The 26,074-nt window shown below is 71.1% G+C and carries 31 protein-coding genes; 12 read left to right on the top strand and 19 right to left on the bottom strand.

What is annotated here, in order from left to right:
• The first annotated feature begins 3 nt into the window (after window positions 1-3).
• Window positions 4-504, top strand: a complete 501-nt coding sequence (locus tag YIM_RS37265; protein ID WP_153034845.1) for an MOSC domain-containing protein — start codon at window positions 4-6, stop codon at window positions 502-504.
• Here YIM_RS37265 and YIM_RS37260 read toward each other — a convergent pair.
• The 9 genes from YIM_RS37260 to YIM_RS37220 all read right to left on the bottom strand — a co-directional run bounded on the left by YIM_RS37260 (window position 501) and on the right by YIM_RS37220 (window position 8,959).
• On the bottom strand, window positions 501-1,118 hold the full coding sequence (locus YIM_RS37260) for a DUF4232 domain-containing protein (RefSeq protein WP_153034844.1): 618 nt from the start codon (window positions 1,116-1,118) through the stop codon (window positions 501-503). The genes YIM_RS37265 and YIM_RS37260 overlap by 4 nt on opposite strands.
• Before the next feature lie 93 nt (window positions 1,119-1,211).
• Window positions 1,212-2,411: a threonine--tRNA ligase gene (thrS, locus tag YIM_RS37255; RefSeq protein WP_153034843.1), complete on the bottom strand. Its 1,200-nt coding sequence runs from the start codon at window positions 2,409-2,411 to the stop codon at window positions 1,212-1,214.
• Between the two features lie 163 nt (window positions 2,412-2,574).
• Complete coding sequence (locus tag YIM_RS37250) at window positions 2,575-3,447, bottom strand: aminoglycoside phosphotransferase family protein (RefSeq protein ID WP_153034842.1); 873 nt, start codon at window positions 3,445-3,447, stop codon at window positions 2,575-2,577.
• 7 nt (window positions 3,448-3,454) lie between these two features.
• The gene (locus YIM_RS37245) at window positions 3,455-4,429 is read right to left on the bottom strand and encodes a glycosyltransferase (RefSeq protein ID WP_153034841.1); all 975 of its coding nucleotides are present in this window, start codon (window positions 4,427-4,429) and stop codon (window positions 3,455-3,457) included.
• A gap of 9 nt (window positions 4,430-4,438) precedes the next feature.
• Entirely contained in the window at window positions 4,439-5,698 is a 1,260-nt protein-coding gene (locus tag YIM_RS37240; protein ID WP_153034840.1) for an RNA polymerase sigma factor, read from the bottom strand.
• Between the two features lie 4 nt (window positions 5,699-5,702).
• Window positions 5,703-6,044, bottom strand: a complete 342-nt coding sequence (locus tag YIM_RS37235) for a YciI family protein (protein ID WP_153034839.1) — start codon at window positions 6,042-6,044, stop codon at window positions 5,703-5,705.
• Window positions 6,045-6,154: 110 nt separating this feature from the next.
• Window positions 6,155-7,057, bottom strand: a complete 903-nt coding sequence (locus YIM_RS37230) for an alpha/beta fold hydrolase (RefSeq protein ID WP_153034838.1) — start codon at window positions 7,055-7,057, stop codon at window positions 6,155-6,157.
• A gap of 97 nt (window positions 7,058-7,154) precedes the next feature.
• Window positions 7,155-8,393 carry an alpha/beta fold hydrolase gene (locus tag YIM_RS37225; RefSeq protein WP_153034837.1) on the bottom strand — a complete coding sequence of 413 codons (1,239 nt, stop codon included), beginning with the start codon at window positions 8,391-8,393 and terminating at the stop codon, window positions 7,155-7,157.
• Entirely contained in the window at window positions 8,357-8,959 is a 603-nt protein-coding gene (locus YIM_RS37220; RefSeq protein WP_153034836.1) for an AAA family ATPase, read from the bottom strand. Before YIM_RS37220 ends, YIM_RS37225 begins: the two co-directional genes overlap by 37 nt.
• Before the next feature lie 97 nt (window positions 8,960-9,056).
• Here YIM_RS37220 and YIM_RS37215 point away from each other — a divergent pair, with 97 nt between their 5' ends.
• The 3 genes from YIM_RS37215 to YIM_RS37205 are packed head-to-tail and all read left to right on the top strand — an operon-like array spanning window position 9,057 to window position 11,885.
• On the top strand, window positions 9,057-10,127 hold the full coding sequence (locus YIM_RS37215) for an iron ABC transporter permease (RefSeq protein ID WP_153034835.1): 1,071 nt from the start codon (window positions 9,057-9,059) through the stop codon (window positions 10,125-10,127).
• A gap of 1 nt (window position 10,128) precedes the next feature.
• Window positions 10,129-10,914 carry an ABC transporter ATP-binding protein gene (locus YIM_RS37210; RefSeq protein ID WP_153034834.1) on the top strand — a complete coding sequence of 262 codons (786 nt, stop codon included), beginning with the start codon at window positions 10,129-10,131 and terminating at the stop codon, window positions 10,912-10,914.
• Window positions 10,911-11,885 carry an ABC transporter substrate-binding protein gene (locus YIM_RS37205; RefSeq protein ID WP_153034833.1) on the top strand — a complete coding sequence of 325 codons (975 nt, stop codon included), beginning with the start codon at window positions 10,911-10,913 and terminating at the stop codon, window positions 11,883-11,885. Before YIM_RS37210 ends, YIM_RS37205 begins: the two co-directional genes overlap by 4 nt.
• Here YIM_RS37205 and YIM_RS37200 read toward each other — a convergent pair.
• Together YIM_RS37200 and YIM_RS37195 are read right to left on the bottom strand one after the other, a co-directional pair.
• Window positions 11,882-12,217 carry a VOC family protein gene (locus YIM_RS37200; RefSeq protein ID WP_153034832.1) on the bottom strand — a complete coding sequence of 112 codons (336 nt, stop codon included), beginning with the start codon at window positions 12,215-12,217 and terminating at the stop codon, window positions 11,882-11,884. The genes YIM_RS37205 and YIM_RS37200 overlap by 4 nt on opposite strands.
• 3 nt (window positions 12,218-12,220) lie before the next feature.
• The gene (locus YIM_RS37195; RefSeq protein WP_153034831.1) at window positions 12,221-13,168 is read right to left on the bottom strand and encodes an HD domain-containing protein; all 948 of its coding nucleotides are present in this window, start codon (window positions 13,166-13,168) and stop codon (window positions 12,221-12,223) included.
• A gap of 43 nt (window positions 13,169-13,211) precedes the next feature.
• On the opposite strand from YIM_RS37195, the gene YIM_RS37190 reads away from it, so the two are divergent.
• Window positions 13,212-14,192 carry a hypothetical protein gene (locus YIM_RS37190; RefSeq protein WP_153034830.1) on the top strand — a complete coding sequence of 327 codons (981 nt, stop codon included), beginning with the start codon at window positions 13,212-13,214 and terminating at the stop codon, window positions 14,190-14,192.
• Here YIM_RS37190 and YIM_RS37185 read toward each other — a convergent pair.
• The gene (locus tag YIM_RS37185) at window positions 14,189-14,968 is read right to left on the bottom strand and encodes an SDR family NAD(P)-dependent oxidoreductase (RefSeq protein ID WP_153034829.1); all 780 of its coding nucleotides are present in this window, start codon (window positions 14,966-14,968) and stop codon (window positions 14,189-14,191) included. The genes YIM_RS37190 and YIM_RS37185 overlap by 4 nt on opposite strands.
• Before the next feature lie 86 nt (window positions 14,969-15,054).
• Here YIM_RS37185 and YIM_RS37180 point away from each other — a divergent pair, with 86 nt between their 5' ends.
• Complete coding sequence (locus YIM_RS37180) at window positions 15,055-15,906, top strand: helix-turn-helix transcriptional regulator (RefSeq protein ID WP_153034828.1); 852 nt, start codon at window positions 15,055-15,057, stop codon at window positions 15,904-15,906.
• Here YIM_RS37180 and YIM_RS37175 read toward each other — a convergent pair.
• Window positions 15,819-16,874, bottom strand: coding sequence for a hypothetical protein (locus YIM_RS37175; protein ID WP_228004270.1), 1,056 nt, complete (start codon window positions 16,872-16,874; stop codon window positions 15,819-15,821). The genes YIM_RS37180 and YIM_RS37175 overlap by 88 nt on opposite strands.
• A 61-nt stretch (window positions 16,875-16,935) precedes the next feature.
• Between YIM_RS37175 and YIM_RS37170 the strand changes: the two genes are divergently transcribed.
• Together YIM_RS37170 and YIM_RS37165 are read left to right on the top strand one after the other, a co-directional pair.
• Window positions 16,936-17,400: a MarR family winged helix-turn-helix transcriptional regulator gene (locus YIM_RS37170; RefSeq protein ID WP_228004269.1), complete on the top strand. Its 465-nt coding sequence runs from the start codon at window positions 16,936-16,938 to the stop codon at window positions 17,398-17,400.
• 56 nt (window positions 17,401-17,456) lie between these two features.
• Complete coding sequence (locus YIM_RS37165) at window positions 17,457-17,732, top strand: hypothetical protein (protein ID WP_153034827.1); 276 nt, start codon at window positions 17,457-17,459, stop codon at window positions 17,730-17,732.
• Window positions 17,733-17,735: 3 nt separating this feature from the next.
• On the opposite strand, the gene YIM_RS37160 is transcribed toward YIM_RS37165, so the two are convergent.
• Entirely contained in the window at window positions 17,736-18,590 is an 855-nt protein-coding gene (locus tag YIM_RS37160; protein ID WP_153034826.1) for an alpha/beta fold hydrolase, read from the bottom strand.
• 115 nt (window positions 18,591-18,705) lie between these two features.
• On the opposite strand from YIM_RS37160, the gene YIM_RS37155 reads away from it, so the two are divergent.
• Both YIM_RS37155 and YIM_RS37150 read left to right on the top strand, forming a co-directional pair.
• A complete protein-coding gene (locus YIM_RS37155; RefSeq protein ID WP_153034825.1) occupies window positions 18,706-19,542 on the top strand; it encodes a class I SAM-dependent methyltransferase in 837 nt (278 codons plus the stop codon).
• 12 nt (window positions 19,543-19,554) lie between these two features.
• Entirely contained in the window at window positions 19,555-20,163 is a 609-nt protein-coding gene (locus YIM_RS37150; RefSeq protein ID WP_153034824.1) for a TetR/AcrR family transcriptional regulator, read from the top strand.
• On the opposite strand, the gene YIM_RS37145 is transcribed toward YIM_RS37150, so the two are convergent.
• The 3 genes from YIM_RS37145 to YIM_RS37135 form a co-directional block, all read right to left on the bottom strand.
• On the bottom strand, window positions 20,156-20,494 hold the full coding sequence (locus tag YIM_RS37145; protein WP_153034823.1) for a DoxX family protein: 339 nt from the start codon (window positions 20,492-20,494) through the stop codon (window positions 20,156-20,158). The genes YIM_RS37150 and YIM_RS37145 overlap by 8 nt on opposite strands.
• A 64-nt stretch (window positions 20,495-20,558) precedes the next feature.
• Complete coding sequence (locus YIM_RS48735; RefSeq protein ID WP_194239875.1) at window positions 20,559-23,096, bottom strand: alpha/beta hydrolase domain-containing protein; 2,538 nt, start codon at window positions 23,094-23,096, stop codon at window positions 20,559-20,561.
• Window positions 23,097-23,180: 84 nt separating this feature from the next.
• A complete protein-coding gene (locus YIM_RS37135) occupies window positions 23,181-23,738 on the bottom strand; it encodes a QsdR family transcriptional regulator (protein WP_153034822.1) in 558 nt (185 codons plus the stop codon).
• A gap of 172 nt (window positions 23,739-23,910) precedes the next feature.
• On the opposite strand from YIM_RS37135, the gene YIM_RS37130 reads away from it, so the two are divergent.
• Window positions 23,911-24,603 (top strand): nitroreductase family protein, encoded by a 693-nt coding sequence (locus YIM_RS37130; protein WP_153034821.1) that lies wholly within the window; start codon window positions 23,911-23,913, stop codon window positions 24,601-24,603.
• 4 nt (window positions 24,604-24,607) lie between these two features.
• On the opposite strand, the gene YIM_RS37125 is transcribed toward YIM_RS37130, so the two are convergent.
• On the bottom strand, window positions 24,608-24,955 hold the full coding sequence (locus YIM_RS37125) for a hypothetical protein (protein ID WP_153034820.1): 348 nt from the start codon (window positions 24,953-24,955) through the stop codon (window positions 24,608-24,610).
• A gap of 143 nt (window positions 24,956-25,098) precedes the next feature.
• On the opposite strand from YIM_RS37125, the gene YIM_RS37120 reads away from it, so the two are divergent.
• Complete coding sequence (locus YIM_RS37120) at window positions 25,099-25,491, top strand: hypothetical protein (protein ID WP_153034819.1); 393 nt, start codon at window positions 25,099-25,101, stop codon at window positions 25,489-25,491.
• A gap of 57 nt (window positions 25,492-25,548) precedes the next feature.
• Here YIM_RS37120 and rraA read toward each other — a convergent pair whose 3' ends face one another.
• Window positions 25,549-26,028 carry a ribonuclease E activity regulator RraA gene (gene rraA / locus YIM_RS37115; protein WP_228004268.1) on the bottom strand — a complete coding sequence of 160 codons (480 nt, stop codon included), beginning with the start codon at window positions 26,026-26,028 and terminating at the stop codon, window positions 25,549-25,551.
• Window positions 26,029-26,074 lie beyond the last annotated feature (46 nt).

Below are 26,074 nucleotides of genomic sequence, written 5' to 3'. Positions count from 1 at the left end.
GGCTTGGACGTCGAGATCGTGGCGTTGCTGGTGTCCTCCCGGCACGCCTTCGAAGGCAGGCCGTCGGACGGCCCGCGGCCCGGCCCCGAACCGCCCGCGCGTGAGCTGGTCACCGTGCGCGCGGGCCTCGGCCTGGTCGGCGACCGGTTCTTCAACCATCCCGCGCACCGCCAGGCCGCGGTCACCGTGTTCGCCGCCGAGTCGCTCGACCACCTGGCCGGATCGCTCGGCCTGCCCGGCGCGCCCGATCCGCACCTGACCCGCCGGAACATCACCCTGCGCGGTTTCGACGTCGACGGGCTGGAGCGGGGCACGGTGTTCAGCCTCGACTCCGGCGACGGGCCGGTCCGCTTCCGCGCGCACCGGCCCGCGCACCCCTGCGCCTGGATGGACGTCGTGCTCGCGCCGGGTGCGTTCCGCGGCCTGCGGCGGCGCGGCGGGATCCGGTGCGAACCGCTCGACGACGGCCTGCTCTGCCTCGGACCCGCCACGCTGACGCTTTAGCGCACCACGTCGACGGAAAGCTGGTGCTTCCCGGCGACCGTGCAGGCGTCGCGCTCGAACGGCACGAACATCGCCGCCGTGTCACCCGGCGCGTAGACGCGCAGGCCGCGCGAAAGGGCGGGCCGGCACTCGGTTTTGTCGTACACCCCGGTGTTCACCACGGTGAGCGGGCTGTCGGCGTGACCGCCCGGCTCGATCCGGACCGGCGCGCCGTGCTCGGCGGGCACGCGGTCGGCCGGGTCGCCGAGCTGGTGCCCGTCGTCACCGGCCACAAAGGACACACCGGGGCTGCCCTTGAGCGAGCACGCCTCGCCGGAGTTGTTGGTGAACCGCAGGTTGAAGTGGTTCTTGTTCATCCCGGCGCCACCTTCGCCGGGCACCACCGCGAGGTCGAGCGACGCCGCCTTGCACAGTCCGTCACCGGTGTTCCCGGTGGCCATGGCCACCGGCTTGGTGTCCATGGTGGACTCGTTCAGGCCGGTGCCCGCGCCGGTGCCCGGGGTGGCGGTCTGGCCGCCGGTGCCGCACGCGGCCAGCGCGCCGGTGGCGCCCATCGCCGCCACGGTCATCGCGATCCGCCGGAAAGCACGGGTCCTGGTCGGCTGCTGGGTCATGACCGTTCCTCCTCGTTGTCCGCCGGAGCTCTACCTCATAAGATGTGTGTTCCCCCGATCCGGTTGTGCCGAACGGGATTTGCATGATCCAGGTCAACTTTTCGCAACCCGCGGCACGGCGGCTCCCGATTTGACCGCTTCGAGCGCGTTCTCCCAGGCCATCGGCTCGGGTCTGCTCCCGTCACGCAGGCGCAGCGCGGCGTGGGAACGCGCGGCTTCGCGGGCGCCGATCACCGCATGGAACGGGACCAGCCTGCCGTTCCGGATACGTGCGCCCAGGCTGCCGTGCTCCGCGATCTCCACCCGCAACCCCAGGTCGAGCGCGTGGTCGGCGAATTCCCGCGCACGGGCGGATTCGGCTTCGGAGACCGGAAGCACCAGCAACTGCACCGGGGCGAGCCACGCCGGGAACGCACCGCCGTGCACCTCGACCAGGTGCGCGACGGCCCGCTCCAGGCTGCCGATGACGCTCCGGTGCACCATCACCGGCCGGTGCTTCGCGCCGTCCGGGCCGATGTACCGCAGGTCGAACCGTTCCGGCTGGTGGTAGTCCACCTGCACGGTGGACAGGGTCCATTCGCGCCCGGCGGCGTCGGCGAGTTGCACGTCGATCTTGGGGCCGTAGAACGCCGCTTCCCCTTCGACGGCCTCGTAGTCCATACCGTCCAGTGCTTCGCGCAGCACGGCTGCCGCCCGACGCCACATTTCCGGTGCGGCGACGTACTTCCCGCCCTCGCCGGGCAGGGAAAGCCGGTACCGGGCCGGTTCGAAGCCGAGGTGGTCGTAGGCCCGGCCGATCAGGTCGAGTGCCGCGCGGACTTCCGGAACGGCCTGCTCCGGCGCGCAGAAGATGTGCCCGTCGTTGAGCTGGATGGACCGGACGCGCGCCAGTCCGCCAAGAACGCCGGACGCCTCGGCCCGGTACATGCCGCCCAATTCGGCCAGGCGCAACGGAAGTTCGCGATAGCTGCGCCCGCGCGACCGGTAGATCAGCGCGTGGTGCGGGCACAGGCTCGGCCGCAGCACGACCTGTTCCTCACCGAGGTCCATCGGCGGGAACATGTCGTCGCGGTAGTGCGCCCAGTGCCCGGAAAGCTCGTACAGCTCCCGTTTTCCGAGCACCGGCGAGTACACGTGCTGGTAGCCGGAGCGGCGTTCGGCGTCGCGGAGGTATTCCTCGAGCGCGTGCCGGACGGCGGCACCGGCCGGCAGCCAGTACGGCAGGCCCGCGCCGATCAGCGGATCGCCGCCGAACAGGCCCAGTTCACGGCCGAGCTGTCGGTGGTCGTGCATGGTGGTCTCCTTCCGCCAGGGACGGATGACCACGTGGAAGAGCCCGGGGCACCCGCCCCGGGCTCCTGTCACCGCATGGGATCAGCGCGCCGGGACACTCTCCGGCGTCGTGGTGACGGCTGCGCGCTTCATGTGTTCCACGATAGGCCCGCGCGCAACGGATTTACCGCCGTGCCCACTCCAGCATGAACTTTCCCCACGGATCGTCGGGCCTGCTGACCGCGATCGCCACCGCCATGCCGCGGCACCAGGCCCACAGCCGGTCCCGGTCGACCCCGGGAACGTGGTCGCTGAGCAGGTCCACGTGCCGTCGCGCGGTTTTCTCGTCGGTGACGCCGTCGAGCGCCCAGTCGACCAGGTCCATGGTCTGATCACCCAGGCTCGGCCGCGGATCGATGGCCACCAGGCCGCGCCCGTCCGCCGCGCGCACGACGTTGCCCGCGTGCAGGTCACCGTGCACCAGGCCGAGGGTGCCGCTTTCGGCCAGTTCACGGCAGGCCGCCCGGCCGTTCGCCAGCAGGCCCGGCAGGAAGTCGTACGGCGGCATCTTCCGCGCGCGGACGTCCATCAGGTCGAAGAGGAACTCCACGCGTTCGGCCAGCGTCGGCAGTTCCACGCCGTCCGTCGGCGCGACCCGCACCGCGGTCAGCAGCGGAACGACCTCCTCCAGCGACCATTCGGCGTCGGCGAGGGGTTCCGGTGCGGGCAGCCATTCCAGCAGGACAGCGCCGCGCTCGGGTTCGGCTTCGAGCAGGTCGACCACGTGCCGGACGCCCGCCCAGCCGCGCAGCGCGACGGCCTCCTGCCTGGCCACCTCCGGATCGGGGGTCAGCTTCAGCACGGCATGCCCGTGCTCGGCGGATTCGCAGCGCAGCACCACGGAGTTGCTGCCCGCCGGGAGCAGGTCCAGCGGGCGCAGGCCCCAGGCGCCCGCGAATTCGGCGATCAGCGCGTCCAGTTCGTCGCACCAGGCGGCGGCCGCGTCACCGAATCTCAGTACGAGGCGGGCACGCGACGAATCAGGCAGCTTGATCATGCGGTCATTATGGAACGAACTCGGGCAATCGCTGAGCGATTTCCTCCGGTGACGGCATCGTGGCGATTTCCGCCTGGATGAGCCGCGCGGCTTCGCGATAGGGGTTTTCCTTGGGCGCCAGCAGTTTCCGGGCGTCTTCGGCGATCGCCCCGGTGGTGCCGGTGATTCCGGAGCCCGCCGCGCTGACCGCCTCGGCGTTCGCGAACTGGTCGGCGCCCTGGGGCAGCAGCAGTTGCGGCACCCCGGCGGCGAGCGCGCCGAGCGTGGTGCCGCTGCCGCCGTGGTGCACCACCAGGTCCGCGTGCGGCAGCAGCTCCGCCTGCGGCACCCAGGCGCGCACGGTGACGTCGGCGGGGACGTCGCCGAGCTGGTCCGGAGCCACCCGGCCGGTGGCGACCACCACCTGTGCGTCCACTGTGGCCAGTGCGCGGACGGCGGCGGTGAGCAGTTCCGCGGTGCCGAACGCGGTGCCCAGCGTGAGGTAGACCAGCTTCCCCGATTTACGGACCGGCCACGGGCCAGGCGGGGAGAACGGTACCGGCCGAAGCGGAATGCGCTTGCCCTTGTCGAGGAAGTCCCTGTCCTGCAAGGAAGGCGGGCAGATGTCGAAATGCGGCTGGTCCGGGGCGACCGCCATCGGCAGTTCGAGGCCGATGCCGGGCGGGACCATCCGCCCGAACCCGTGCCAGATCCCCGGGATCCCGGCACGGGCCGCGGCGATCGCGGCCCCGGGCAGCCCCCATCCGTGCACCACCAGGTCCGGCCGCAACCGCTCCAGCTCGGGCGCCAGGTCCTCGGCATAGATCTCGTAGAACGAGTCGGCCGGCCGGAACGGTCGCAACCCGTTCGCCGCCAGCGGGGCGTGGACCTCCCCACCGGCGGCGAAGTGCACCTCGTGCCCGGCCGCCCGCACGGCGACCGCGAGCGGGATGAGGGGATAGGTGTGACCGACCGACGCCAGACTGGCGAAGAGCACGCGCATAAGCCGAACCTACGCGAGCGCGTCCAGCTTGCGCCGCAGGAGCTGACGGTCCGCTTCGGACCCGGCCAGCTCGATCGCCCGCTGGTAGGCCTCCCTGGCTTCGTCGACCCGGCCGAGCCGGTGCAGCAGATCCGCCCGCGCGGCGGGGTACGGGTGGTAGGCGCGCAGCAGCGGTTCCCCGGCCAGCTCGTCCAGCAGGGCCAGGCCCGCCTCCGGCCCGTCGCGCATGGCGACCGCGGCCGCGCGGTTCAGCGAGACCACCGGCGACGGCGCGAGCTGCCGCAACACGTCGTAGAGCGCGACGATCTGCGCCCAGTCGGTGCTGGGTAGGTCCGCGGCTTCGTCGTGCAGCGCGGCGATCGCCGCCTGGACCCCGTACGGGCCGGGTGGCCCGCCGGTCAGCGACGGCGGCACCAGCGCGGTGCCCTCGTCGATCATGGCGCGGTCCCAGCGGGTGCGGTCCTGGTCGTCGAGCAGCACCGGCTCGCCGTCCGGCCCGGTGCGGGCGTCGCGGCGGGCGTGGATCAGCAGCAGGAGCGCCAGCAGGCCGGTGACCTCGCGTTCGGCCGGCAGCAGCCGGTGCAGGATCCGGGTCAGCCGGATCGCCTCCTCGGCCAGGTCCAGCCGTTGCAGGTCCGGGCCGGAACTGGCCGCGTAGCCCTCGGTGAAGATCGAATACACCACCTGGAGCACGCCGGGCAGCCGTTCCGGCAGCTCGTCCGGCGCGGGCACCCGGAACGGTATGCGGGCTTCGCGGATCTTCTTCTTCGCGCGCACGATCCGCTTGGCCATGGTGGCGGGCGGGACCAGGAACGCCCGCGCCACCTCGGGCGTGGTCAGGCCGCCGAGGCAGCGCAGCGTCAGCGCCGCGCGGTCCTCGGCGGGCAGGGCCGGGTGCGAGCAGGTGAAGAACAACTGCAGCCGCTCGTCCGGCAGTTCGGCGTCGGTCTCGGCGGGGGAGGGCGCCGGTGCCGCGCGATCGGCCTCCACCTGCAACACGGCCAGCCGGGTGGCCAGCACCTGGTCGCGGCGGAGGCGGTCGACCGCGCGGCGGCGTGCCGTGGTCATCAGCCAGGCACCCGGCTTCGGCGGCACGCCTTCGACGGGCCAGCGCGCCAGTGCCACCTCGATGGCCTCGGAGGTCACTTCCTCGGCGAGGTCGAGGTCACCGAAGCGCCGCACGAGCGCGGCGAGCAGCCTGCCGTGCTCCTCGCGGAAAACAGCTTCGATCGAGGACACAGAAGACACAGAGGACACCGGCGCGCCCATCCCGTCAGGCGTCGAAGTCGGCGACCGGCCGCACGACGATGGAACCGCCGCCGCGGGACCCCGGGCAGCGCGCGGCCCAGTCCAGCGCGACGTCGAGATCCGGCACGTCGATGACGTAGAACCCGCCGAGCACCTCGCGGGTCTCGGCGAACGGGCCGTCGGTCACCGTCCGCTTGCCCTCCTTGTCCACCCGCACGGTGGTCGCGGTGACCAGGTCGGCCAGCGACTCGCCGGAGACCAGGATCCCGGCGTCGCGGACCTCCTTGTCGTAGGCCATCCAGTCGGCCGGGGTGCACTCCGGCTCGGTCTGCCCGGCGGCGGCCTGGATCAGCATCATGTACTTCATCTTCGTGCTCCTTCAGTGGCTTGACTGGCTTGACTGCCCTCACTACGAACGGGCCGGGACCGGATGGACAGCCACGCCGAAAAAATTCTTCCACGTCCGGGAGCGGGGGCTCAGGAGCCGGGCAGGGGGGCGTCGAGAAAGGCGGGGATGGCGGGGAGCAGGTGTTCCGTGCGCTCCACCAGGCCGATGTGCGAGGACCCCGGCACCACCAGCAACTGGGACGCGGGCATCGGCATGACATCGCCCATCACCCCGCCGCCGAGCAGGCGGAACATCTCCACCGTGTGCTCCGGGGTGACGATGTCGGAGTCCGCGGCGATCAGCTGCACCGGCGCCTTGATCGCCTTGACCTGCTCCGCGGTCAGCTGCGGCATGCTCAGGTCGAGGTCCTTGGTCTTCTCCAGGAACACCGGCCAGTGCGCCGGGTCGGGCGCCTTGGCCAGGTACTCCTTCTCGAACACGGTGCCGGCCAGGTCCTCCGGCTTCAGCTGGTCGATCCCGTCGAGCGTGCCGGGGTGCAGGCCCGAGTTGTTGTACGAGACCGCCGCCAGCACCAGCTTCCGCACGCGGTCCGGGTGCCGGACGGCGACCTGGAGTGCCACCGAGCTGCCCATGCTGTAGCCGAAGAAGTCCGCCTCGGCCACGCCGAGCTGGTCGAGCAGGGCCACCGTGTCGTCGGCCATCTGCTCGATCGACAACGGCTGGTCGCGGTCGGCGGTGTGCCCGTAACCCTGCTGCTCCACCGCGATCACCCGCCGCGACTGCGCCAGCCCCGGCATCAGCTTGCCGAACGAAGTGCTGATGGTGGACAGCGAGCCGTGCAGCAGCACCAGCGGCTGCTGCCCCTGCCCCTGCGTCTCGTAGTACATGTTCAGGCCGTTGACCTGGGCGTAGTTCGCCTGGGGCGGGGCGAGCCCCGGCTCGGCGGCCTGCTGCCCGCCGTCCGGCTGGCAGCCGGCGAGCAGCAGCACGGCGAGCACCGCCGCGGTGGTGGGCCTGAACTTCGGGGTCATCGGGATCTCCTCCGGTCGCTCGGGATGCACTGAAGTGTCGAGTGGCACCGGCCGGAATCGACCGCGCGACGGAGGATTTCCCCCGGATTTCCGAGCCTCAGAGCTGCCCGCGCGCCAGCCCGATGAGCCGGTCGAGCACGTGGCCGCCGCTCACCCGCAGTCCGTTGTGCTCGTACTCGTTGGTCAGCCACGGCCGCATGCGCGGCAGCAGTCGCACGGTCTCCTCCGACAGTGCCCGGTCGACGTAGGCGTCCTCGGCGTAGATCGCCGCGGCGCACGGCACTTCGCACTCCCGCAGGCGGCCGGCGTCGTAGAGCCGCGGCCATTCGTGCTCGGCGAGCAGGTCGGCCGCCTCGGCCAGCGGCGCCAGTGCGCGGTCGTCGGTGAAGGTCCACGGGAAAACATGCTCCCCGGAGAACAGGGTGACGTCGTCCTCGTATTCGGCAGGCTGGACCCGCGCGGCCGACCACCGGGTGCGGTGCCCGTCGGCGTAAGAGGCCTCGTGGATCACCGCGTAGAGCGGGTTGCGGGCGTTGAACGGCAGCGCGGCGGCCACGTCGTGGGCGAAGGCGGGGGAGGCCGGGTCGCGTTCGAGCAGGTAGTGCAGGTGCTCGGCGCCGTCGCTCATCCCGAGCACGTTGCCGACCTGCCGGAACAGGCGGCTGGTCAGCGGGGAACCGTTGGGCAGCACGACCTCACCGGCGTCGAGCCGTTCGTGCAGCGCGCGCACGCGATCGCGGTCGCCGGGATAGCGCAGGTAGTACCGGCGGTTGCGTTCGAGCATGGTCGCGAAGGTGGCGCGGTAGATCTCGTCGACGTGCAGGCCGACCGGCGGCACCCCGCCGGTGAACAGCGCCTCGCGCAGGCCCTCCGGCGCGGTGGACAGGTAGTTCAGCGTGCAGAAGCCGCCGAACGACTGGCCGAGCACGCTCCACTTCTCCACACCGAGCGCCACGCGGATGAACTCGGCGTCGCGCACGATCGAGTCCGCGCGGAAGTGCTTGAGGTAGTCGGCCTGCTGTTGCGGGGTCAGGCCGGGCAGCATGCCGACCGGAGTGGACCGGCCGGTGCCGCGCTGGTCGAGCATCAGCACGCGGTAGTCGCGCAGCGCGCGGGCCAGCCAGCCGGGCGCGGTGGGCGTGCCGGTCGGCCGGGGCGCCTCCTGTCCCGGCCCGCCCTGGAGAAAGACCAGGAAGGGACGGTCGCGCCCGGCCGGATCGGCCACCTCCCGCGCGAAGACGGTGAGCTGCTCGCCATCGGGGTCGCCGTGGTCGAGCGGGAGCCGGAATTCGTGTTCGGTCAGGACCAGTCCGGGGATGTGCACGGTTTCAGCCACGAACCCGATCTTGCCAGCCAGGTGTCGACCTCGCGCTGGCCGCGGAGCCGGACCACCACCAGGTCCGGGTGCCGGTTCTCGGTGATCACCCGCGCGACCCTGGCCCGCACCCACGCGTGCCTCCGCCAGGACTCCCGGACGATGTGGTCGCGGTCGGTGAAGAAGGTGTGCAGCGGGCTTTCGGTGTTGCCGCCCTCGATCGGCCGACCCCGGCCGAAGCGGCGCTGGACCGTGCGGCTGATCACCCTGGCTGTGGTGAGCCGGCGCGGGTGGTCGAGCCAGACCAGCACCTGGGTGCGCGCGGTCAGTTGTTCCCGGACCTCCTCGCCCTGCCACTCGATCGACCACGCTTCGCCGTCGACGTAGGCGAGCACCTTCTCCTGCCAGTCGGGCAGCACGGTCCAGTTCGGCCCGTGGAAGAAGCTCTCGAACTGGACGAACGGCAGGCCCAGCCGTTCGCTGAGCTGCTCCGCCAGCGTGGTTTTCCCGGCGCCGGGCGCTCCGGCCACCGCGATTCGCCGGGGCCGGTCGATGGGGATGGGATCTGTGGGACCGATCAAGTGCATGGAAGCCAACTTAGCGACTCATGCCCCCACGACTATTTGACAATGACGTTCATGTTCGGCAACCCTGCGTCGGGCGAACGGCGGAGGCGACGTGTTCATGGGGAAAACCCGGCAGGCCGGGGAAAAACGGGGTGCGGGGCGGGACGCGGTGGTGGTCGCGGCCGGGCTGGGGGCGGCGCTGGTCGTTTCGGTGGTGCTGGCGATCGGCCTGGGCTCGGCGGTGATCGCGCCGGTGGACACCGCGCGGTACCTGTGGGCGGCGCTGGTGGGCGACGGCATCCCGGCCGATGAGTTCACCCGCTACCAGATCATCTGGCAGGTGCGCACGCCGCGCGTGCTGCTGGCCGCGGTGATCGGCGCCGGGCTCGGCGCGGTCGGCGTAGCGATCCAGGCGATGGTGCGCAACGCCTTGGCGGATCCGTTCATCCTCGGCGTTTCGTCCGGGGCGTCGGTGGGCGCGGTCGCGGTGACCTCGTTCGGCGCGTTCGCCGTGTTCGGCATCTACGCGGTGTCGATCGGCGCATTTCTCGGTGCGCTGCTGGCTTCCGTGCTGGTCTACGCGGCGGCCCGGTCGCGGGCCGGGATCACCCCGCTGCGACTGGTGCTCACCGGGGTCGCGCTGGCCTTCGGCTTCGAGGCGGTGATGAGCCTGATCATCTACTTCGCGCCCGACAGCGAGGCCACCAGCACGGTGCTGTACTGGACGATGGGCAGCTTCGGCGGCGCGACCTGGGGTTCGCTGCCGGTGGTGGCGTTCGCGGTGGTCGCCGGAGTGGTGCTGCTGCGCCGGTACGCACGCAGCCTGGACGTGCTCTCCCTCGGCGACGAGACCGCCGCCAGCCTCGGCGTGCGCACGGAAACGTTGCGGCGCGGGCTTTTTGTGCTGACCGCGGTGGTCACCGGGGCGATGGTCGCGGTCAGCGGCGCGATCGGCTTTGCCGGACTGGTGATCCCGCACCTGGTGCGGATCGTGTTCGGCGCTTCGCACGCGCGGGTGCTGCTGATCGCGCCCCTGGCCGGGGCGATCTTCATGGTCTGGGTGGATCTGGCCGCGCGCACCGTGGTCGCGCCCCGCGAGCTGCCGCTCGGGGTGATCACCGCGCTGATCGGCGTCCCGGTTTTCATCACCCTGATGCGGCGTCGCGGCTACCTGTTCGGAGGACGTTGAGGTGGAACTCCGCTTCGAGGACGTAACCGTTGCACTGCAAGGGAAAACCCTGGTCGACCAGCTCGGGCTGACGGCCGGGTCCGGGCAGGTGACCGGGCTCGTCGGGCCCAACGGCTCGGGCAAGTCGACCGCGCTGCGCTGCGTGTACGGCGCGCTGAAGCCGAGCGGTGGCGCGGTTTGGCTGGGGGACGAGGAGCTGGCCGAACTCGGTCACCGCCGCGCCGCGCGGGCCGTCGCCGCGCTGACGCAGGAAAGCAGCAGCGAGTTCGATTTCACCGTCGCCGAACTCGTGGAGATGGGCCGGTTTCCCCATCTCACCGGCAACCAGGCGCTCACCACGCGCGAAAAGGACCTGTGCCGCGACGCGATGGACCGGCTCGACGTCGCGCACCTGGCCGATCGCGGTGTGCTGACGCTGTCCGGCGGGGAACGCCAGCGCGTGCTGATCGCGCGGGCGCTGGTGCAGGAACCGGCGGTGCTCGTGCTGGACGAACCGACCAACCACCTCGACGTCCGGCACCAGATCGAACTGCTGTCGATGCTGCGGGCGCTCGGCCTGACCGTGCTCGTGGTGCTGCACGACCTCAATCTCGCGGCGGCGGTGTGCGACCGCATCGGCGTGCTGTCGGCCGGTTCGCTGGTCCGCGCCGGAACCCCGGCCGAGGTGCTCACCGCCGACGTGGTGCGCGAGGTGTTCGGCGTCGAGGTGACCGTGGTGGACCACCCGCTCACCGGTGACCCGCAGCTGCTCTACGCCCTGACCAGTGACAGAAGGAGTTCGGTGTGAAGAAGGCGGTCCCCATCCTGGCGGCGGCTCTGCTGCTTTCGGCGTGCGGCGCGGAAGTCGAAGGCGGTGCGCCCGCCGCGCAGGAGAAGGTGGTGAAGCGGTGCGGGGAGGACGTCCGGTACACCACCCCGCAGCGGTCGGTGGTCTACGAGGCGGGCAGCGCGGACAAGATGTTCGCGCTCGGGCTGACCGACCACGTGCACGGGTACGTGATGCCGCCGGCGAACCCGCCGGTGCAGGAATCCCCGTATGCCGCGGAATACGCGAAGGTGCAGTTCCTCGGTGACGACCTGCTCAACCGTGAACTCGTGGTCGGCGCGAAGGCCGATTTTGTGGTGGCGGGCTGGAACTCGGGGTTCAGCGACCAGCGCGGCATCACCCCGGCGATCCTCGACGGACTCGGCATCCAGAGCTTCATGCACAGCGAATCCTGTTTCAACTACCCGAAGTTCCCGGAGCAGGTGACGCCGTTCGAAGGGCTGTACACGGATCTGGAGCGGATGGGCCAGATCTTCGGCGTGTCCGACCGCGCGCAGAAGCTGGTCTCCGAGTACCGGAGCCGGGTGGACCAGGTGGTCGCCGCCGCGCCGAAGGGCGAGCCGGTGAAGGTGTTCCTCTACGACTCGGGCACCGACCAGGCCTCGACCGCGGGGAACCAGGTGCCGCCCAACGACATCATCCGGTTCGCCGGCGGCCGCAACATCTTCGACGGCGTGGACGCGCGCTGGACCAAGGTCGGCTGGGAGGCCGTGGTCGACGCGCAGCCGGAGGTGGTGGTGATCCTCGACTACGGCGACAAGCCGGCGCAGGAGAAGATCAACTTCCTGAAGTCCTCACCCGCGACCGCGCAACTGCCCGCGGTGGTGAACGACAAGTTCTACGTGCTGGACTACAACGAGGGCATCAGCGGACCGCGCAACATCAACGGCCTGGAAGGCTTCGCCAAGTACCTGCGCGAGTTCCAGCGTTAACCCGGGCCGCCGCCGTAGCCGATCTCGTTGCCTTCCGGGTCGCGGTAGGTGAACTTGCGGACGCCGTTGTCGTAGGTTTCGCGGAGCGCGGGTTCGATGCCGCGCTCGGTGATCCCGTCGATGACGGCGTCGAGACCATCGACGAACAGGGTGATCAGGGCGTGGCCCGCGTGTTCCGGCCGCCGTTCGACGTACACCGAGCGGCCTTCGGCCAGCACCCAGACGGCCTCGGCGTCGTTGGGGAAGAAGGTCGGCGGCATGCCGAAGAGGCGCTCGTACCAGATCAGCGCGGCGGGCAGGTCGGACACGGAGATCCCGGCGAACAGGTCCATGGCTCAGCCAACCACGCGGCGGGCCACGACGCACCGGTAGGGGAGGGAACGGGTTTCCCGGATCGGCACGGGACCGCCGTCGGCGCAGGCGGTGTCCAGGTAGAGGTGGCGGACTTCGTAGGGGTGACCGTCCGGGTGGGACGGCGGGAAGACGTCCCAGGCGAGCGGGTCCTCGCGGAGGAGGCGGGCGTCTTCGCGGGTGCGCGGGTCGGCGAGCAGGAGCGACCACAGCGCATCGTCGGTGGTGGTGGGGATTTCCGGGTGTGAGGGCAGCAGGATCGAAGCGAGGCCACGGACGACCGCGTTGGGCACCACGTTTTCCCAGGAGCACAGGTAGTCCGCCTCTCCGGCCGCGAGTTCGGCCAGGTAGGCGGCGGTGTCCCGATCGGTGTGCACCTCGCCGTCGACGAGACGCAGCCGCGCCAGCGTCGCGGGCGCGGGCTCGGTCAGCCGCGCGTGGGCCCGGCCGCTGCGCACGAAGGACTCCAGGTGGTCCAGTTTCAGCGCGCCCTGGCGCCCGCGCAGCACCGAGGACCCGCCACCTTCGACCGCCAGCACGTCCTCCACGTCGACGCCGTGCTCGGCGAGCAGCGGTGTCAGCTCGCGGATCTGCCGGATGCCCAGTTCGTGGTGGTTCAGGCCGCCGACGCCTTCGAAGGTGTGGCTGAACGGCAGGTGCCCGACGTCGTGCACGAGCGCCGCCACCCTGGCCGCCTGATCGTCCGGGGCGAAGTGCGCCACCAGCGACAGCAGCCCGAGGCTGTGCTCCAGCCGGGTGTAGGTCTGGTGCGTGGTGACCGCGGCCGCTCCGGCGTGCGCGACGAACTGCAGCCGTCGCACCGCCCGGCTCCGGAGCAGCCGCTGTTCCACCGGCGTCAGCCGGAATTCCACCGCCCACAAGGGATCCCGGTACCACTCCGACCGGCCCAGTATCCCGGCAACCTCGTTCACGTCCCGAGCGTATCCAAGGCAGTCGAACGAAGGGGGACGTCACGTGCGAGGCCGATTCCTGCCCGCCGCACTGCTCGGCGCGGCTCTGCTCAGCTCACCCGCGCAGGCCGCCGAAGCGGGCTGCACCTGGGCCGAAACGCCGATCCCGGCCGCCGACACGTGGGGCACCACGTACGTGGCCGCCGGGACCGGCACCGGGAACTACGCCGGCTCGGTGCACCGCGTGGTCAATGATCAGCTGGTGGTGGAGTTGGTGCTGTGGACCGGCACCGACGAGCCCGGCCGCACGCAGCAGGCGCCGGCGGGCCACCACCAGGCGTCCGCGGTGGACCAGAACGCGGCGGGCACCGTGCTGGTCCGGGCCTATCCCGTCGACGGGACCGGCGCGGGCGCCTTCCGCTACCACGGCCTCGGCGGTTACGAACCGCTGACCGGGTTCAAACGCGTCGACCCGGTGGCGATCAACGACCGCGGTGACGTGCTCGGCACGGTTCCCGGGGACAAGGGGACCGAAGCCGTGGTCTGGCCGGGCGACGGTGCCCCGCCCGTGGTGCTCGACCTCCCCGAGGACAACCACCTGGTCCAGGCCACCGATCTCGACAACGATGGCACGGTCCTGCTCCACCTGGCCAAGGGCCCGCACCTGTGGCGGGCCGGGGCGCTCACCCCGCTGGCCACGCCGCCGGGGTACCGGCTGACCGCCGCCACCTCCCTGCGCGGCGGCCTCGCCACCGGGTACACCCGCGGGCTCGACGAGGTCGCCACCTACCAGGGCCTGCTCTGGGCCGATCCGGCGAACCCGGAGCCGATCAAGGGCGCGGCCATCGGCGACGAGGTCAACGCGAGCGGCATGGTGATCGGCCGGGACGCCGCCTTCGCCGACGCCGTCTGGCAGCGCACCACCTTCGTCGATCACTTCCCGGCGAACGCCTTGCCCACCAGGGTTTTCGACGACGGCAGCGTGCTCGCCGAACGGCCCGGCGGTTACTCCGCCTGGCGGGCCGCCTGCATTGGGTCCAATTAGGACCGCATGCCGCCGTCGACCCGGAGCACGACGCCGGTGACGTAGGAGGCCCGGTCGCTGAGCAGCCACGCGGCCGCCTCGGCGACCTCGGCCGGATCGGCGGCGCGGCGCAGTGGGGTCCCCGCGTTGAGCCGGTCGATCACCCCCGGCGAGGCCTTGTCCCAGTCGAGCAGCATCTCGGTGAGCGTGGTGCCGGGCGCGACCGCGTTCACCCGGATGCCCTCCGGGCCGTAGGTGGCCGCGGCCGACGCGGTGAGGCTGTTCACCCCGCTCTTCATCGCGCCGTACGAGGGCAGTTCCGGATTGGCCATCAGGCTGCCGACGCTGGTGTTGTGCACGATGGCACCGGTGCCCGCGGTCGCCCGGATCGCCGCGACCTCGGCGACCATGGCCAGCCACGGTGCCTTCAGGTTGACCGCGTACACGTGGTCGAAATCGGCTTCGGTGGTCTGGTCCATCGGTCCGGGCGGGGCATTGGTGGCGGCGTTGTTGAACGCCACGTCGAGCCGTCCGTGCAGCTCGACCGCGCGGTTCACCGCGCCGCGCAGGCTGTCCGGGTCGGCGAGGTCGCAGACCACGTAGTCGGCGATTCCGCCGTCCGCGCGGATCTCCTCGGTGACGGTCTTGAGCTGGGTTTCGGTACGGGCGGCGAGCACGACGCGGGCGCCTTCGCGGGCGAACAGCCTGGCCGCGGCGGCGCCGATGCCGCGCCCGGCGCCGGTGATGAAGGCGACCTTGCCGTCGAGCAGGCCGGTGGTGATTGCTGTCGAAGTCATGCCACGAGCCTGCGTCGGACCGGAAAGCTCAACCAGGCATCGGCGGTACCTGGCTGAGCGCGCTGCCGTCCGCGCACACTGGGGAGGTGGATCGAGCAGAACTGGCCGGCTTCCTGCGCAGCCGGCGCGAGCGGATCACCCCCGCCGACGTGGGACTTCCCGCCGGGCGTCGCCGCCGCACGCCGGGGCTGCGGCGCGAGGAGGTGGCGCAGCTCGCCTTCATCTCGAACGAGTACTACACGCGGCTGGAACAGGCCAAGGCCCCGCGCCCGTCGCGCGAGGTGCTGGCCGGGCTGGCTCGCGCGCTGCGCCTGTCCGACGCCGAACGCGACTACCTGCACCACCTCGCCGGTGCGCCACCCGGCCCGCCACCAGGCCCTTCACGTGAGGTGCGGCCGAGCATTCTCGCCCTGCTGGACCGGCTGCCGATGGCCGCCGCGGTCGTGCTGTCCGCGACGTACGAGGTGCTCGCCTGGAATCCGCTGGCCGCCGCGCTGATGGAGGATTTCTCGGCGTTGTCGCGGCGGGACCGCAACCTGCTCCGCCGCGCCTTCCTCGAACCACGCCCGCAGGGGGCGCGGCTGTACGGGCTCTCCGATGGAGAGGAGTTCGCCGAGAGCGCGGTCCCGCAGCTGCGGGCCGTCGCCGCCCGCTACCCGGACGACCCGGAGCTGACCGCGCTGATCGCCGAACTCCGCGAAGGCAGCGCCCACTTCGCACGCCTGTGGGACGCGCGCGAGGTGAGCGCCCGGCCGAACCTGTGCAAAACCTTCCAGCACCCGGTGGTCGGCCCGATCGCCGTGGTCTGCGACGTGCTCGACATCACCGATCGCGACCAGCGCGTGGTGATCTACACCGCCGATCCGGGGTCGCCGTCGGAGGAGGCGTTGCGGCTGCTCTCGGTGGTCGGCACGCAGCGGCTCGACGTACCGGGCTGAGCCGATCGTCGCCGCGGCAGCAGGCCGAGCCAGATCAGCGCGCCCATCACCGCCACCAGCAGGTATTCGATGAACGGGATGCGCACGATCTCGTGCAGGTCACCGAGTGAGCGCGAGCCGTAGACCACCACCGCCGCGGCGAGACAACCGAGCCCGATGCTCCACCGCGTGCGGATGCCGAGACCGAGCCCGTGCATCTGCGTCACCACAAAAACGCCGAGGAAGCCGAACAGGAACATCGGCCACATCCCGTCCGGGCCCGAGTTCATCACCGCGACCAGCGTGCCGTGCACCGCCACCATCAGCTCCAGCGTCAGCGTCCACCAGCGGTTGGTGTGCGCGCGGGTGAAGAAGATACTGCCCTGGAACAGCAGCAGGAACATGTAGAAGAAGCCGATCAGGTGGCCGCTGGTGGACTCCATCGGGTGGTACCAGAAGGTGTAGACGGCCGCCCAGCTGAACAGGTAACCGTGGTACTTGCGGGCGAACCGGACCACCTCGGCCGAAAGTGGCGCGCGGCGGCCGAAGAACAGCCCGCGACGGCGGTTCTCCATCAGCAGTACCACGATCAGCAGCAGCACCACCGAGCCCTGCGAGCTGAAGATCGACACGTCCTGCGCCAGCCCGTCGTAGAACAGCCGCGTCTGCACCTCGTGCAGGGCGACGAAACCGAGGTTGGCGGCCAGCGCGATCACGTTCACCGGGTGCAGCCCGCTGGTGTAGCGGCGCACGTGGCGCTGGGCGTAGAAGATCAGCCACCACGAAACGAGCTGGTGGGCGGCGTATCCGAGCCACGCCGAAGCCCTGGTCCAGAAGGTCGGGTCGGGCAGTTTCCAGTAGTACCAGGAGGCACCCTGGTCCGGCAGCAGGGTGACGCCCAGCCCTCGCCCGAACAGCCAGACGAGCCCGGTCAGCACCACGGCGGCGGACACGCCCCAGAGCGGCAGCCACCGCGAATTGTTCAGCATGCTGAGCATTCTGCTCAATGTTCAGCAGGCTGAGCAAGTGGCCGGGTGAGAGGATGCGGGCGTGCCGAGGAAACCTGATCCGGTGGTGCCCGCGGCGGCGGACGCCGGAGATGTCAGTTCCTGGCCGACCGGGCGCTTGCTCTCGGTCGCGGCCAGGGTGGTCGAGTCGCGGTTCGACGACGTGCTCGACGGGCTCGGCCTGACCCACGCCGGCCTGATCGTGCTGCACCACCTGGACGCCGAACCGCGGTCGCAGCGGCAGCTCGCGGTGCTCTGCCGGGTCACCGACCAGACCATGAGCCGGACCATCGAGCGCCTGCAGCGCAACGGGTTCGTCGCGCGCGAGAACGACGTGGCCGACCGGCGGCGCACCATCGTACGGCTGACCGCGGCCGGACGGCGCGTGCTGGCCAGCGCGCGCCGCGAGGAACGCGAGTCGGAGCTGCTGCTCGGCGTGGTCGACGACTACGACGACTTCCGCGCGCAGTTGCTGAAACTGGTGCGCCACGCCGGACCCGGGCGGTAACACCGCGCCGAGCGGGGGCGACTACGGCCCTGAGGGGACGGGACTGCGAGGCGCGGATGAATCGGGATCTCCCAGCCGGTGCGCTGGACCGGCTGTTCGTGGCTTGGCGCGCGGAAATCGACAGCGTGCCCGTGCCGGAACTCGTCTCCACCGAGCAGGCGCTGGCCATCCTGGCCAAGGCGGCGAACTCGCGCGGCTGCCCGTGCCGCCAGGGCCGGGGGCGGCGGCACGGCCCGGCCAGGACGCGGATGGTGTGCCGCCCGATGGGCTTTCTCCGCGACCGCCGGGGCTGGCGCGGCAGCGGAACGGGACGCGGCCGGACAGGTCGGTGACGGTCAGTCCGGCGGGCGCGCGTACGCGAGCGCGCGGTCGATGACGAGCTCGGCCTGCTCCAGGGAAAGTGCGTGGCTTGCGCGGGGAACCACTTCGACCCGCAGGTCCGGCGCCACCGTCGCGAGCCGGTCGCGCACCTGGGCCGAACGGTGCAATGCACTGTGCTCGGCGAAGATGAGCTGAGTCCGTTCCGGCAGGGCACGCAGTTCTTCGTCGGTCAACAGCTCGGGTGGCGGGAGGCGCACCCTGCTGCTGCCCGCCGCGAACAGCAGGGACCGCAGGTTGCCCGACACCGCGATCTCGGTCTCGGACAACCCGGCGAAACGGCGAAGCGGCGTGGCGGTACGGACCAGATTCCTGCCCGCCCACCAGTAGAACCGCCAGCCGACGCGCCCGAACCCGGCTGGCTCCACCGCGGTCACGCTGGACACCCGCCCGGCCGAGCGCGCGGCCAGGTTGAGCGCGAGCCAGCCGCCGCGGGAAATCCCGAGCAGGTGCACCCGAGGGTGGCCGAGGCCGGTGAGCACCTCGGCCAGCCAGCCGGCGTAGTCCTCCGCATCGTGCAGCGGACGGCTCAGCCTGCTGCGCCCCGGCTCGTCGATGGTGTCCACCGCGAAAACCCGGTGTTCCTCGCTCAGCGCGGAAACGTACGGGTACCACGAAACGGAGGTGCTGAGCGCGCCGTGCAGCAGCATGATCGGTGCGCCGGTGCCGTCGCCGCAACTCCGCACCCTGGTGTGCCCCCAGGAAGTCTCGAGATCCAGTTCCGTGCAGGGCACCGGCCAGTGCCGGAGTGCTTTGTCGTAGGCGGCGTGGAACCGGTCGCGTGTCTGGGCGTCGCCGAAAACACCGTCCATGTCAGGCCCCCCGGAGACGTCAACACCAGTTTAGCCATCGGAGTTGCCCGCGGGCGTGGACGCGGGCATTATGAACGCAGGTTCATGAACGTGCGTTCATAACGAGGAGGTTCCCATGTCCGGCATCGTCAACACCGCGCAGGCGGAGGCGTGGAACGGCTACGAGGGCGAACACTGGGCCACCCATGATGATCGCTTCGACGCGGTCAACGGCGGCTTCAACGAGTTCGTGCTCGACGCGGCCCGGATCGGCGAGACCGACCGGGTGCTCGACCTCGGCTGCGGCAACGGCCAGCTGACCCGGCAGGCGGCGCACCGCGCGCGGCGTGGCCGGGTGCTCGGCATCGATCTCTCCGGCCCGATGCTGGCCACCGCGCGGGCCAGGGCGGCGGCCGAAGGGCTGGACCACCTGGGCTTCGAGCAAGCGGACGCACAGGTGTACCCGTTCGAGGACGGCTCGTTCGACGTGGCGCTGAGCCGGTTCGGCGTGATGTTCTTCGCCGACCCGGTGGCCGCCTTCGCCAACGTCCACCGCGCGCTGAGCCCGTCCGGCCGCCTCGCCTTCGTCTGCATGACCGCGCTCGAAGGCACCGATCTCGGCACGGTTTTCCACGCGCTGGAGCCATACCTGCCGCGGCCGACCGGCGCCGACGGCACCGGCCCGACCTCGTTCGCCGACCCGGCACGCAGCCGGGAGGTGCTCTCCGCCGCCGGGTTCACCGGCATCACCTGCGACCGCGTCGAGACGGATCAGGTCTGGGGCCGCGACGTCGAGGACGCGGCGGGCTTCATGGCCGACTGGGGCCCGGTGAAGCACCACCTCGGCCAGGCCGGGCCCGAAACCGCCGCGCGGGCACGCGACGCCCTCACCGAAGCCTTGCGCCCCTTCGCCCAGGCTGACGCCGTCCGCCTGCGCGGCACGGCCTGGCTGGTCACCGCGCACAAGCACTGAGGAGCACCGGTTTTGTCCCCACGAAAAGCGGCCGCGCTGCGGCACGCCGACGGCCGTTCGCTGCGCGAGCACCTGATCGCCACGGCCGGGCGGATGATTTCCGCGCAGGGCACGGCCGGGCTCACCGTACGGGCCATCGCGCGCGAGGCGGGAGTCGCCGACGGTGTGCTGTACAACCACTTCACCGACAAGGAGGAGTTGCTGGCGAACGCGTTGCGCGCGCACGTCCGTGCCGTCGAAGCGGAACTCGGCACGCTGCCGGAGCCCGGTTCCGCCACGGTCGAATGGAATCTGCGGACCCATCTGGAGTACGGGCTGGCGCTGCACCGGGCGATCCTGCCCGCGTTCGCCGGCCTGCTCGCCCAGCCCGCCGTGCTCACCAGGTTCGGTGAGCTGGGCGGTGACGGGGACGAGTGGCGCGACCGGCTGCGCGAGTACCTGCGGGCCGAGCGCGCGCTCGGCAGGCTGGCCGCCGACGCGCGGGTGGACGCGGCGGCGGCCATGCTCGTCGGAATCTGCCACGAGGCGGTGCTTTCCGGGCTGCTCCCGCACGCCGGGAGCACCCGGTCCCCGGCCGCGGACGAGGTGATCGAGGCGGTGCTGACCGGGATCGCTAAATGAGCGCGAGCGAGGCCGCGGCCGGTGCCAGGTACAGCAGCGGGGCGGGGATGTGCGCCCACGACCGCGCTCGCAGCACGGTGATCAGCGCGCCGGTGAAGTACAGCACCAGCCCGATCGCCGCGGCCGCGCCGATCCACGGCACAAAAAGCCCGGCGATCAGCCCGATCGCGCCGGTCGTCTTGGCCGCGGCGAGCCAGGGCCACCACGACCGCGGCACGCCGTAGTCGGCCAGCGGCCCCACCACGAACTCGAACCTGAACTGGATCGCGGCGGCCGAGAACGCGGCCAGCGCGGCGGCGACGATGGTGACAACGACGTAGGTGGTGGACATCCGGACTCCTCATCCGTGCGGGCAGGTCATCGGGTCGACCCGCCCGCCACCGAGGATGTGACATCTAGAGGTGGTCGTTGAACTGGACGGTGACCGTGTGCCCGTCGGACGGCCAGTTGGCCACGGGCACCGTGCGCGCCTGGCCTCCCGAGCCGCGCGCTACTTCGGTGACGCGGATGGTCCCGGCCGGTTGCGCGGCGAGATAGGTGTCCACCCCGGTCAGGAACGGCAGTGCGTTGAACGGCGGTAGCACCGTGCCCGGCGTGGAGGTCAGGTCGCAGTTGTCGTCGAAGGCGAACGCGGCGAGGACCTGCCGCGCCCGGGGTGCGACAGCCGGGGCCAGCAGGTCGACCCCGTCGAACTCCAGCCGGTCGCTGTCGGCCTGGTCGGACCACCACTCGCGCCCGCGCAGCACGGTGACCGAGGTGTGGGTGGGGCATTTGTCGACGTAGTCACCGATCCCGCCGGGCGCGGAGACCTGCAACCGGAGGAACCGGTCACTGCGCTCGAACGGCTCGAAGTAGTAGTGGTACGTCTGCTGGCCCTCACGGAGCAGAACAGCCTCGTAGTGCTTGTGCCCGTTGACTTTCAGCGGTCCGAACGAACCGTCCGGCGCGGTCTGGAGGTCGTGCGCGGGCGCGCCCCGGCGCACACCGTTTTCGACCTCCCACACCTGAAGTCGTCCGGCGATCCCGGTGTTCTGCGGGAAGTACACCGCGCGGCCCGCGATCCGGACCAGGCCCGGCGGCTCGGGCGTGACCTCGTCGGTGATCGGCGGGCGGCCGCGCAGGAACTGGTGCATGTGGACAAAACTCTCCGCCGCGGTGGCCGTCTCGGTGTGACCGAGGTGCGGCAGGCGGACGTTGACCGCACCACCGATGTTGCCCTCCGGTTGCAGGCCGCCCCACAGCGCGAGCGTCGGCACCCCGCCGGGCTGGGCGGCGCTGGACCGGCCGTCGACGTTGACGTACCGGCGCACCAGCGCCGCCCGTTCCGGCGTGCCGAGGAACGCGTGCATCACCGTGGTACCGCGCGAATGCGCGATGATGTCCACTGTGGACGCACCGGCGCGCGAGCGGACGTCGGCGATGAACGCGTCGAGCCCGGCGATGGCGTGGTCGTTGGTGAGGATGCTGGTGTCGTACTCGTAGGAGAAGAGCAGCTTGTCGGCGTAACCGTTGGCGGAGAAGCGTTTCGCGTTGGACTGCCACTGGTGCGCCGAGCCCTGGTGGCCGTGCACGAAGATCACCGGTGTGCTGCCGCCCGAGGCGTCCTCGTGGTTCTGCTTCGCGTCGGCCGCGAGCAGGTACCCGTCGCGGACGTTCCGCGCGTCCGCCGTGGCGACCCGATCGGTGTAGTGGTCCACGCCGGGGTAGAGCTTCGCCAGGGTCGCCTGATCGAACGGCTGGTAGGTGCCGAAGAGCTGGCAGAAGGTCTCGCCGCTGTTGTCCCCGGTGTTCAGCGCGGTCGGCACCGAGACCTGCGAAAGGCGGATCCCGCCCACGGCCAGGCCCAGTTCGTCGCGTTTCTTGGTGACGCCGTCCGCCTCGAACTCCAGCGGTGGCGCGGTCGGCGGTGGTGTTCCCCGCTCCGCCCAGCGGCGCAGGTGCTCGTACGCGGCGGCCGTGACGTGGTGCACGGGCACGCGGCTGAACGGTGGCTTGGCGCAGTTGTACCGGGGTGCCGCGCCGAGGTCGCGTTCGGAGATCGGCGCGCGGTAGACCTGTCCCTGGTGACCCGAATGCGCGCCGCCCGCGACCTCCCATCTGCGGAACTGCGCGGTGTCCGGTGGCCGGTCGGGGTTGCGCACGTCGGTCTCGGACAGGACCTGGAACACGGGTTCCTTGCCGACGCGGGTCGGCGCGCTGCCGACCACGAACGCGTAGCCGTCGAACACCGGCGTCAGGTGCGGCAGGACCTTGTCGTAGAGCACGGTCATCCGGCCCGCTGACTGGGAAGCGCCGATGGCCAGCAGTGTGCGCGGCTTCAGCCCGCCCATGACCGCGCCGGTTTCCACGGCGTGGCCCGCCTGCGTGAAGATCTCGTAGGACAGTTCGTCGGCGGTGTGGCTGCCGCCGCCGGTCACGTCGAGCTTGCCGTAGCGCGCCGGGCTCCACTCGCGGAGCTGGTTCACGCCGACCCGCTGGGCCGACACGCCGATCCACGCGTGCCCGGCGCGGACCACCGATTCCGCGTTCCACAACGCATCGAGGTCGTATCCCGCGGTCACGTTCTGCCATTCGACCAGCGCCGTCCCGCTGAAGTCCTTGGCCAGCGCGGGCCGCCGCACGACCACGCGCGTGGCGTACGGGACGTCGGTGCCCATCTGAGTCCCGTCGGTGGCCCAGCCGTCGGCCAGGCCGGAGACGTGGAACTCCTGCTCCACGTAACCACTCGCGGCCAGGTCGACCGGCGTGGAGAAGAAGGGGTAGGTGTCCTCGATCCGCTCGGCCTTCGGGTCGCCCGGCACGGTGCCGGGCAGCGGACCGACGACTTGGGGCGCGTCCGGGGCAGGCGCGGCGGTGGCGGGCAGTGAGGTCGGAAGGAGGAGACCGAGCAGGGCGGTGACCAGCCCGGCCCGAGCCCACGCGGAGATCGGCATGTTGACTCCCACACGGCGATGGGCAGGACCTGGCGAACGTAACGGCCCGGCCACGCTGGGTGCCAGGAACGTGAGACCGCAGTCTCAGCCCGGTCGCAGCACCGCCAGTGCCGCCCGCTCGACCAGTTCGGGATCGGGCGCGGGTGCGCCGAGCAGTTCGGCGTATACGGCGGATTCGATGATGCGCACGTACAGATAGGCCGCCTGGTCGAGCGCGGTGGGCGACCACGGCCGGTCGCGATGCGCCTCGCGCAGGATCTCGCGCTGCACCGAGACCACCCGCCGGTGCACCACGCCGGAGGTGGTGAACAGCACCCGCGCGGCGGTTTCCGGTTCGCTGCGCAGGAAAGCGCGGAACGGCATGGCCGCGTGCAACTGGCCGACGAACCACCGCGTCACCTCCAGCACGCCCTCGTCGCCCGCGTGCCTGCGCCGGCGCCTGGCCACCGCCAGCAGCCGCTCGGTGAACCGCCACAGCACTTCGCCCAGCAGGCCGTCGCGGCTGTGCGCCACCCGGTAGAGCGTGGCGCGGCTGACCGCCAGGCTCGCCGCCAGCCGGTCCATGTCGACCCCGCCGTGCTCCAGGAAGAACCGGCACGCACCGCGCACGACCTGCTCGTGGCTGACCACCCGGCCCGTCATCGCCGCCTCCCGCGCTCGCTCCCCGCCATCATCGCGCGAGCAGCCCGCGTCGACGTAGTAGAGCCACCGCGAATCGGGGATCAGCGGGGTCCCGAGCCGGCCACCCCGAGCGGGCCGGTCGAAGCCGGCTCGGCGGTCAGTTCTGTTCCCACGAAGCACGAACCCGGCGACAATGACCGCCATGTGGACTCCGAACTACGGACACCCCTTCGAGCCGATGCCCTACCGGCCCGCTCGACCGCCCGCGGACCAGTCGCTGGCCACCGCCGCCGACCTGCGCCGCCGCATGGACACCCGCCGCACGGTGCGGGAGTTCTCCACCGATCCGGTGCCCGAGCAGGTGGTGCTCGACGCCATCGCGGTCGCCGCCACCGCGCCCAGCGGCGCGCACCAGCAGCCGTGGACGTTCGTGCTGGTCTCCGACGACGAGGTCAAGCAGCGCATCCGCGAGGCCGCCGAGGAGGAGGAACGCGTCTCCTACCAGGGCAGGCTGGGGGAGGAGTGGCTTTCCGCGCTGCGACCGCTCGGCACCGACGCGGTCAAGGCGCACCTCACCGACGCGCCCTACCTCATCGTGGTCTTCCAGCAGCGCTACTTCCTCGACGAGAACGGCGAAACGCACAAGCACTACTACGTCGACGAGTCGGTGGGCATCGCGGTCGGCATGCTGCTCACCGCGCTGCACCTGTCCGGGCTGGCCGCGCTGACACACACGCCGTCGCCGATGCGGTTCCTCGGTGACCTGCTGGAACGCCCGCGCAACGAGAAGGCGTTCGCGGTCATCCCGGTCGGTTACCCGGCGGACGACTGCGTGGTGCCGAACCTGGTGCGCAAGTCGCTGGACCAGGTGCTCGTACGCCGCTGAGCACTCAGTGGGGCTGGCCGTACTGCTGCGGTTGCTGTGGTTGCTGCTGCCACTGCTGCGGGTTCGGGGTCGGCACCGGCTTCGGCCGGTTGCCGACCGCCGCGGCCGCCACCGTGCAGCCGACCCCGGTCAGCGCCAGCATGATCTGCAGGGCCAGGTGGTCGACGTCCAGCCGGAACAGGGAATCGCTGTTCTTGGTGCTGTGGCACTCCGTCCACCCGGTCGCCTTGTCGGGCGGCTGGCAGGTCCACTCCAGTGAGCCGCGCACGCGGGCCTCGTCGGACATGATGGCGCTGACGGCGAACGACGAGCCGAGGAACAGGAACCCGAGGATCAGGAAGGTGAGCTTCACGGCCGCCAGGATCCGGACCGCGCTTTCATGGCGCTTTCACCTGTGGGTCGATCGGACCCTGGGCAGGTCGTGCTCCCCGAATTAGGTTGCTGGCTGTCGAACTGATCATCCGATGAGTCGATCGGCAACTGCGGGGAGAGCTGATGAACGGAAAACTGCGCCGGTTCGCGGTGGTGCTGGCGGTCGCCGCCGGCGGGCTCGGGATCTCGGCGGGGAGCGCGCAGGCGGCGAGCTTCGTGCCGATCCCCGGCAACTACGAATACGACCCGGACCGCGGCGCGTGGCACGACTACTGCACGCTCTCGCCGGACAGGCCGGTGGTCCCGCCGTGGGGCCAGGTCGACTTCCGCGGCCCGTGCGCGAACCACGACATGTGCGAGGAAGCGGGCGGCGCCAACACCCTGCGCTGCGACCGTCTCTTCTTCAACCTGATGCACCAGCAGTGCGAGCACACCTTCGGCACCGGCCCGGCGCGCGGCCCGTGCGACTTCATCACGGACACCTACTACAACGCCGTCCGCAACACCGGGAACTGACCAGGCTCGGCCCGGCCGTGCGAGGGCCGGCCGGGCCGCCCTTGTCTTTCGAGCTCGTTAAAGCACCGGGAGAATCGCGACGCCGTCTTCGTCGGCGTAAAGCTGGTCCCCCGGCGTGAAGGTGACACCGCCGAAGGTGACCGGGGTGTCCACCGCACCGGCGCCGGTTTTGGCGCTCTTGCGCGGGTTCGTGCCCAGCGCCTTGATCCCCAGCGGAAGTCCGGCGAGTACCGCGCTGTCGCGCACCGCGCCGTTGATGACCAGCCCGGCCCAGCCGTTTTCCACCGCCGAGCCCGCGATCAGATCGCCCGTCAGCGCGGTGTGCAGTGAACCGCCGCCGTCGACCACCAGCACCGCGCCCTCGCCCGGCGTGCGCAGCAGTTCGCGCACCAGTCCGTTGTCCTGGTGGCAGGCCACCGTGCGCACCGGCCCGGAAAACCGCCGGTGCCCGCCGAATTCCCGGAACTGCGTGTCACATACGAGCAGCCGTTCGCCGTGCTCGTCGACCAGATCGGCGGTGCTCAAGTCCTTGCTCACGGGCGACGCGGCCTTTCTTCGCGAAGTCTGGGAGAACACACCCAGT

Source organism: Amycolatopsis sp. YIM 10 (assembly GCF_009429145.1).
GTDB lineage: Bacteria > Actinomycetota > Actinomycetes > Mycobacteriales > Pseudonocardiaceae > Amycolatopsis.
This window is presented reverse-complemented; position numbering and strand designations above follow the sequence as displayed.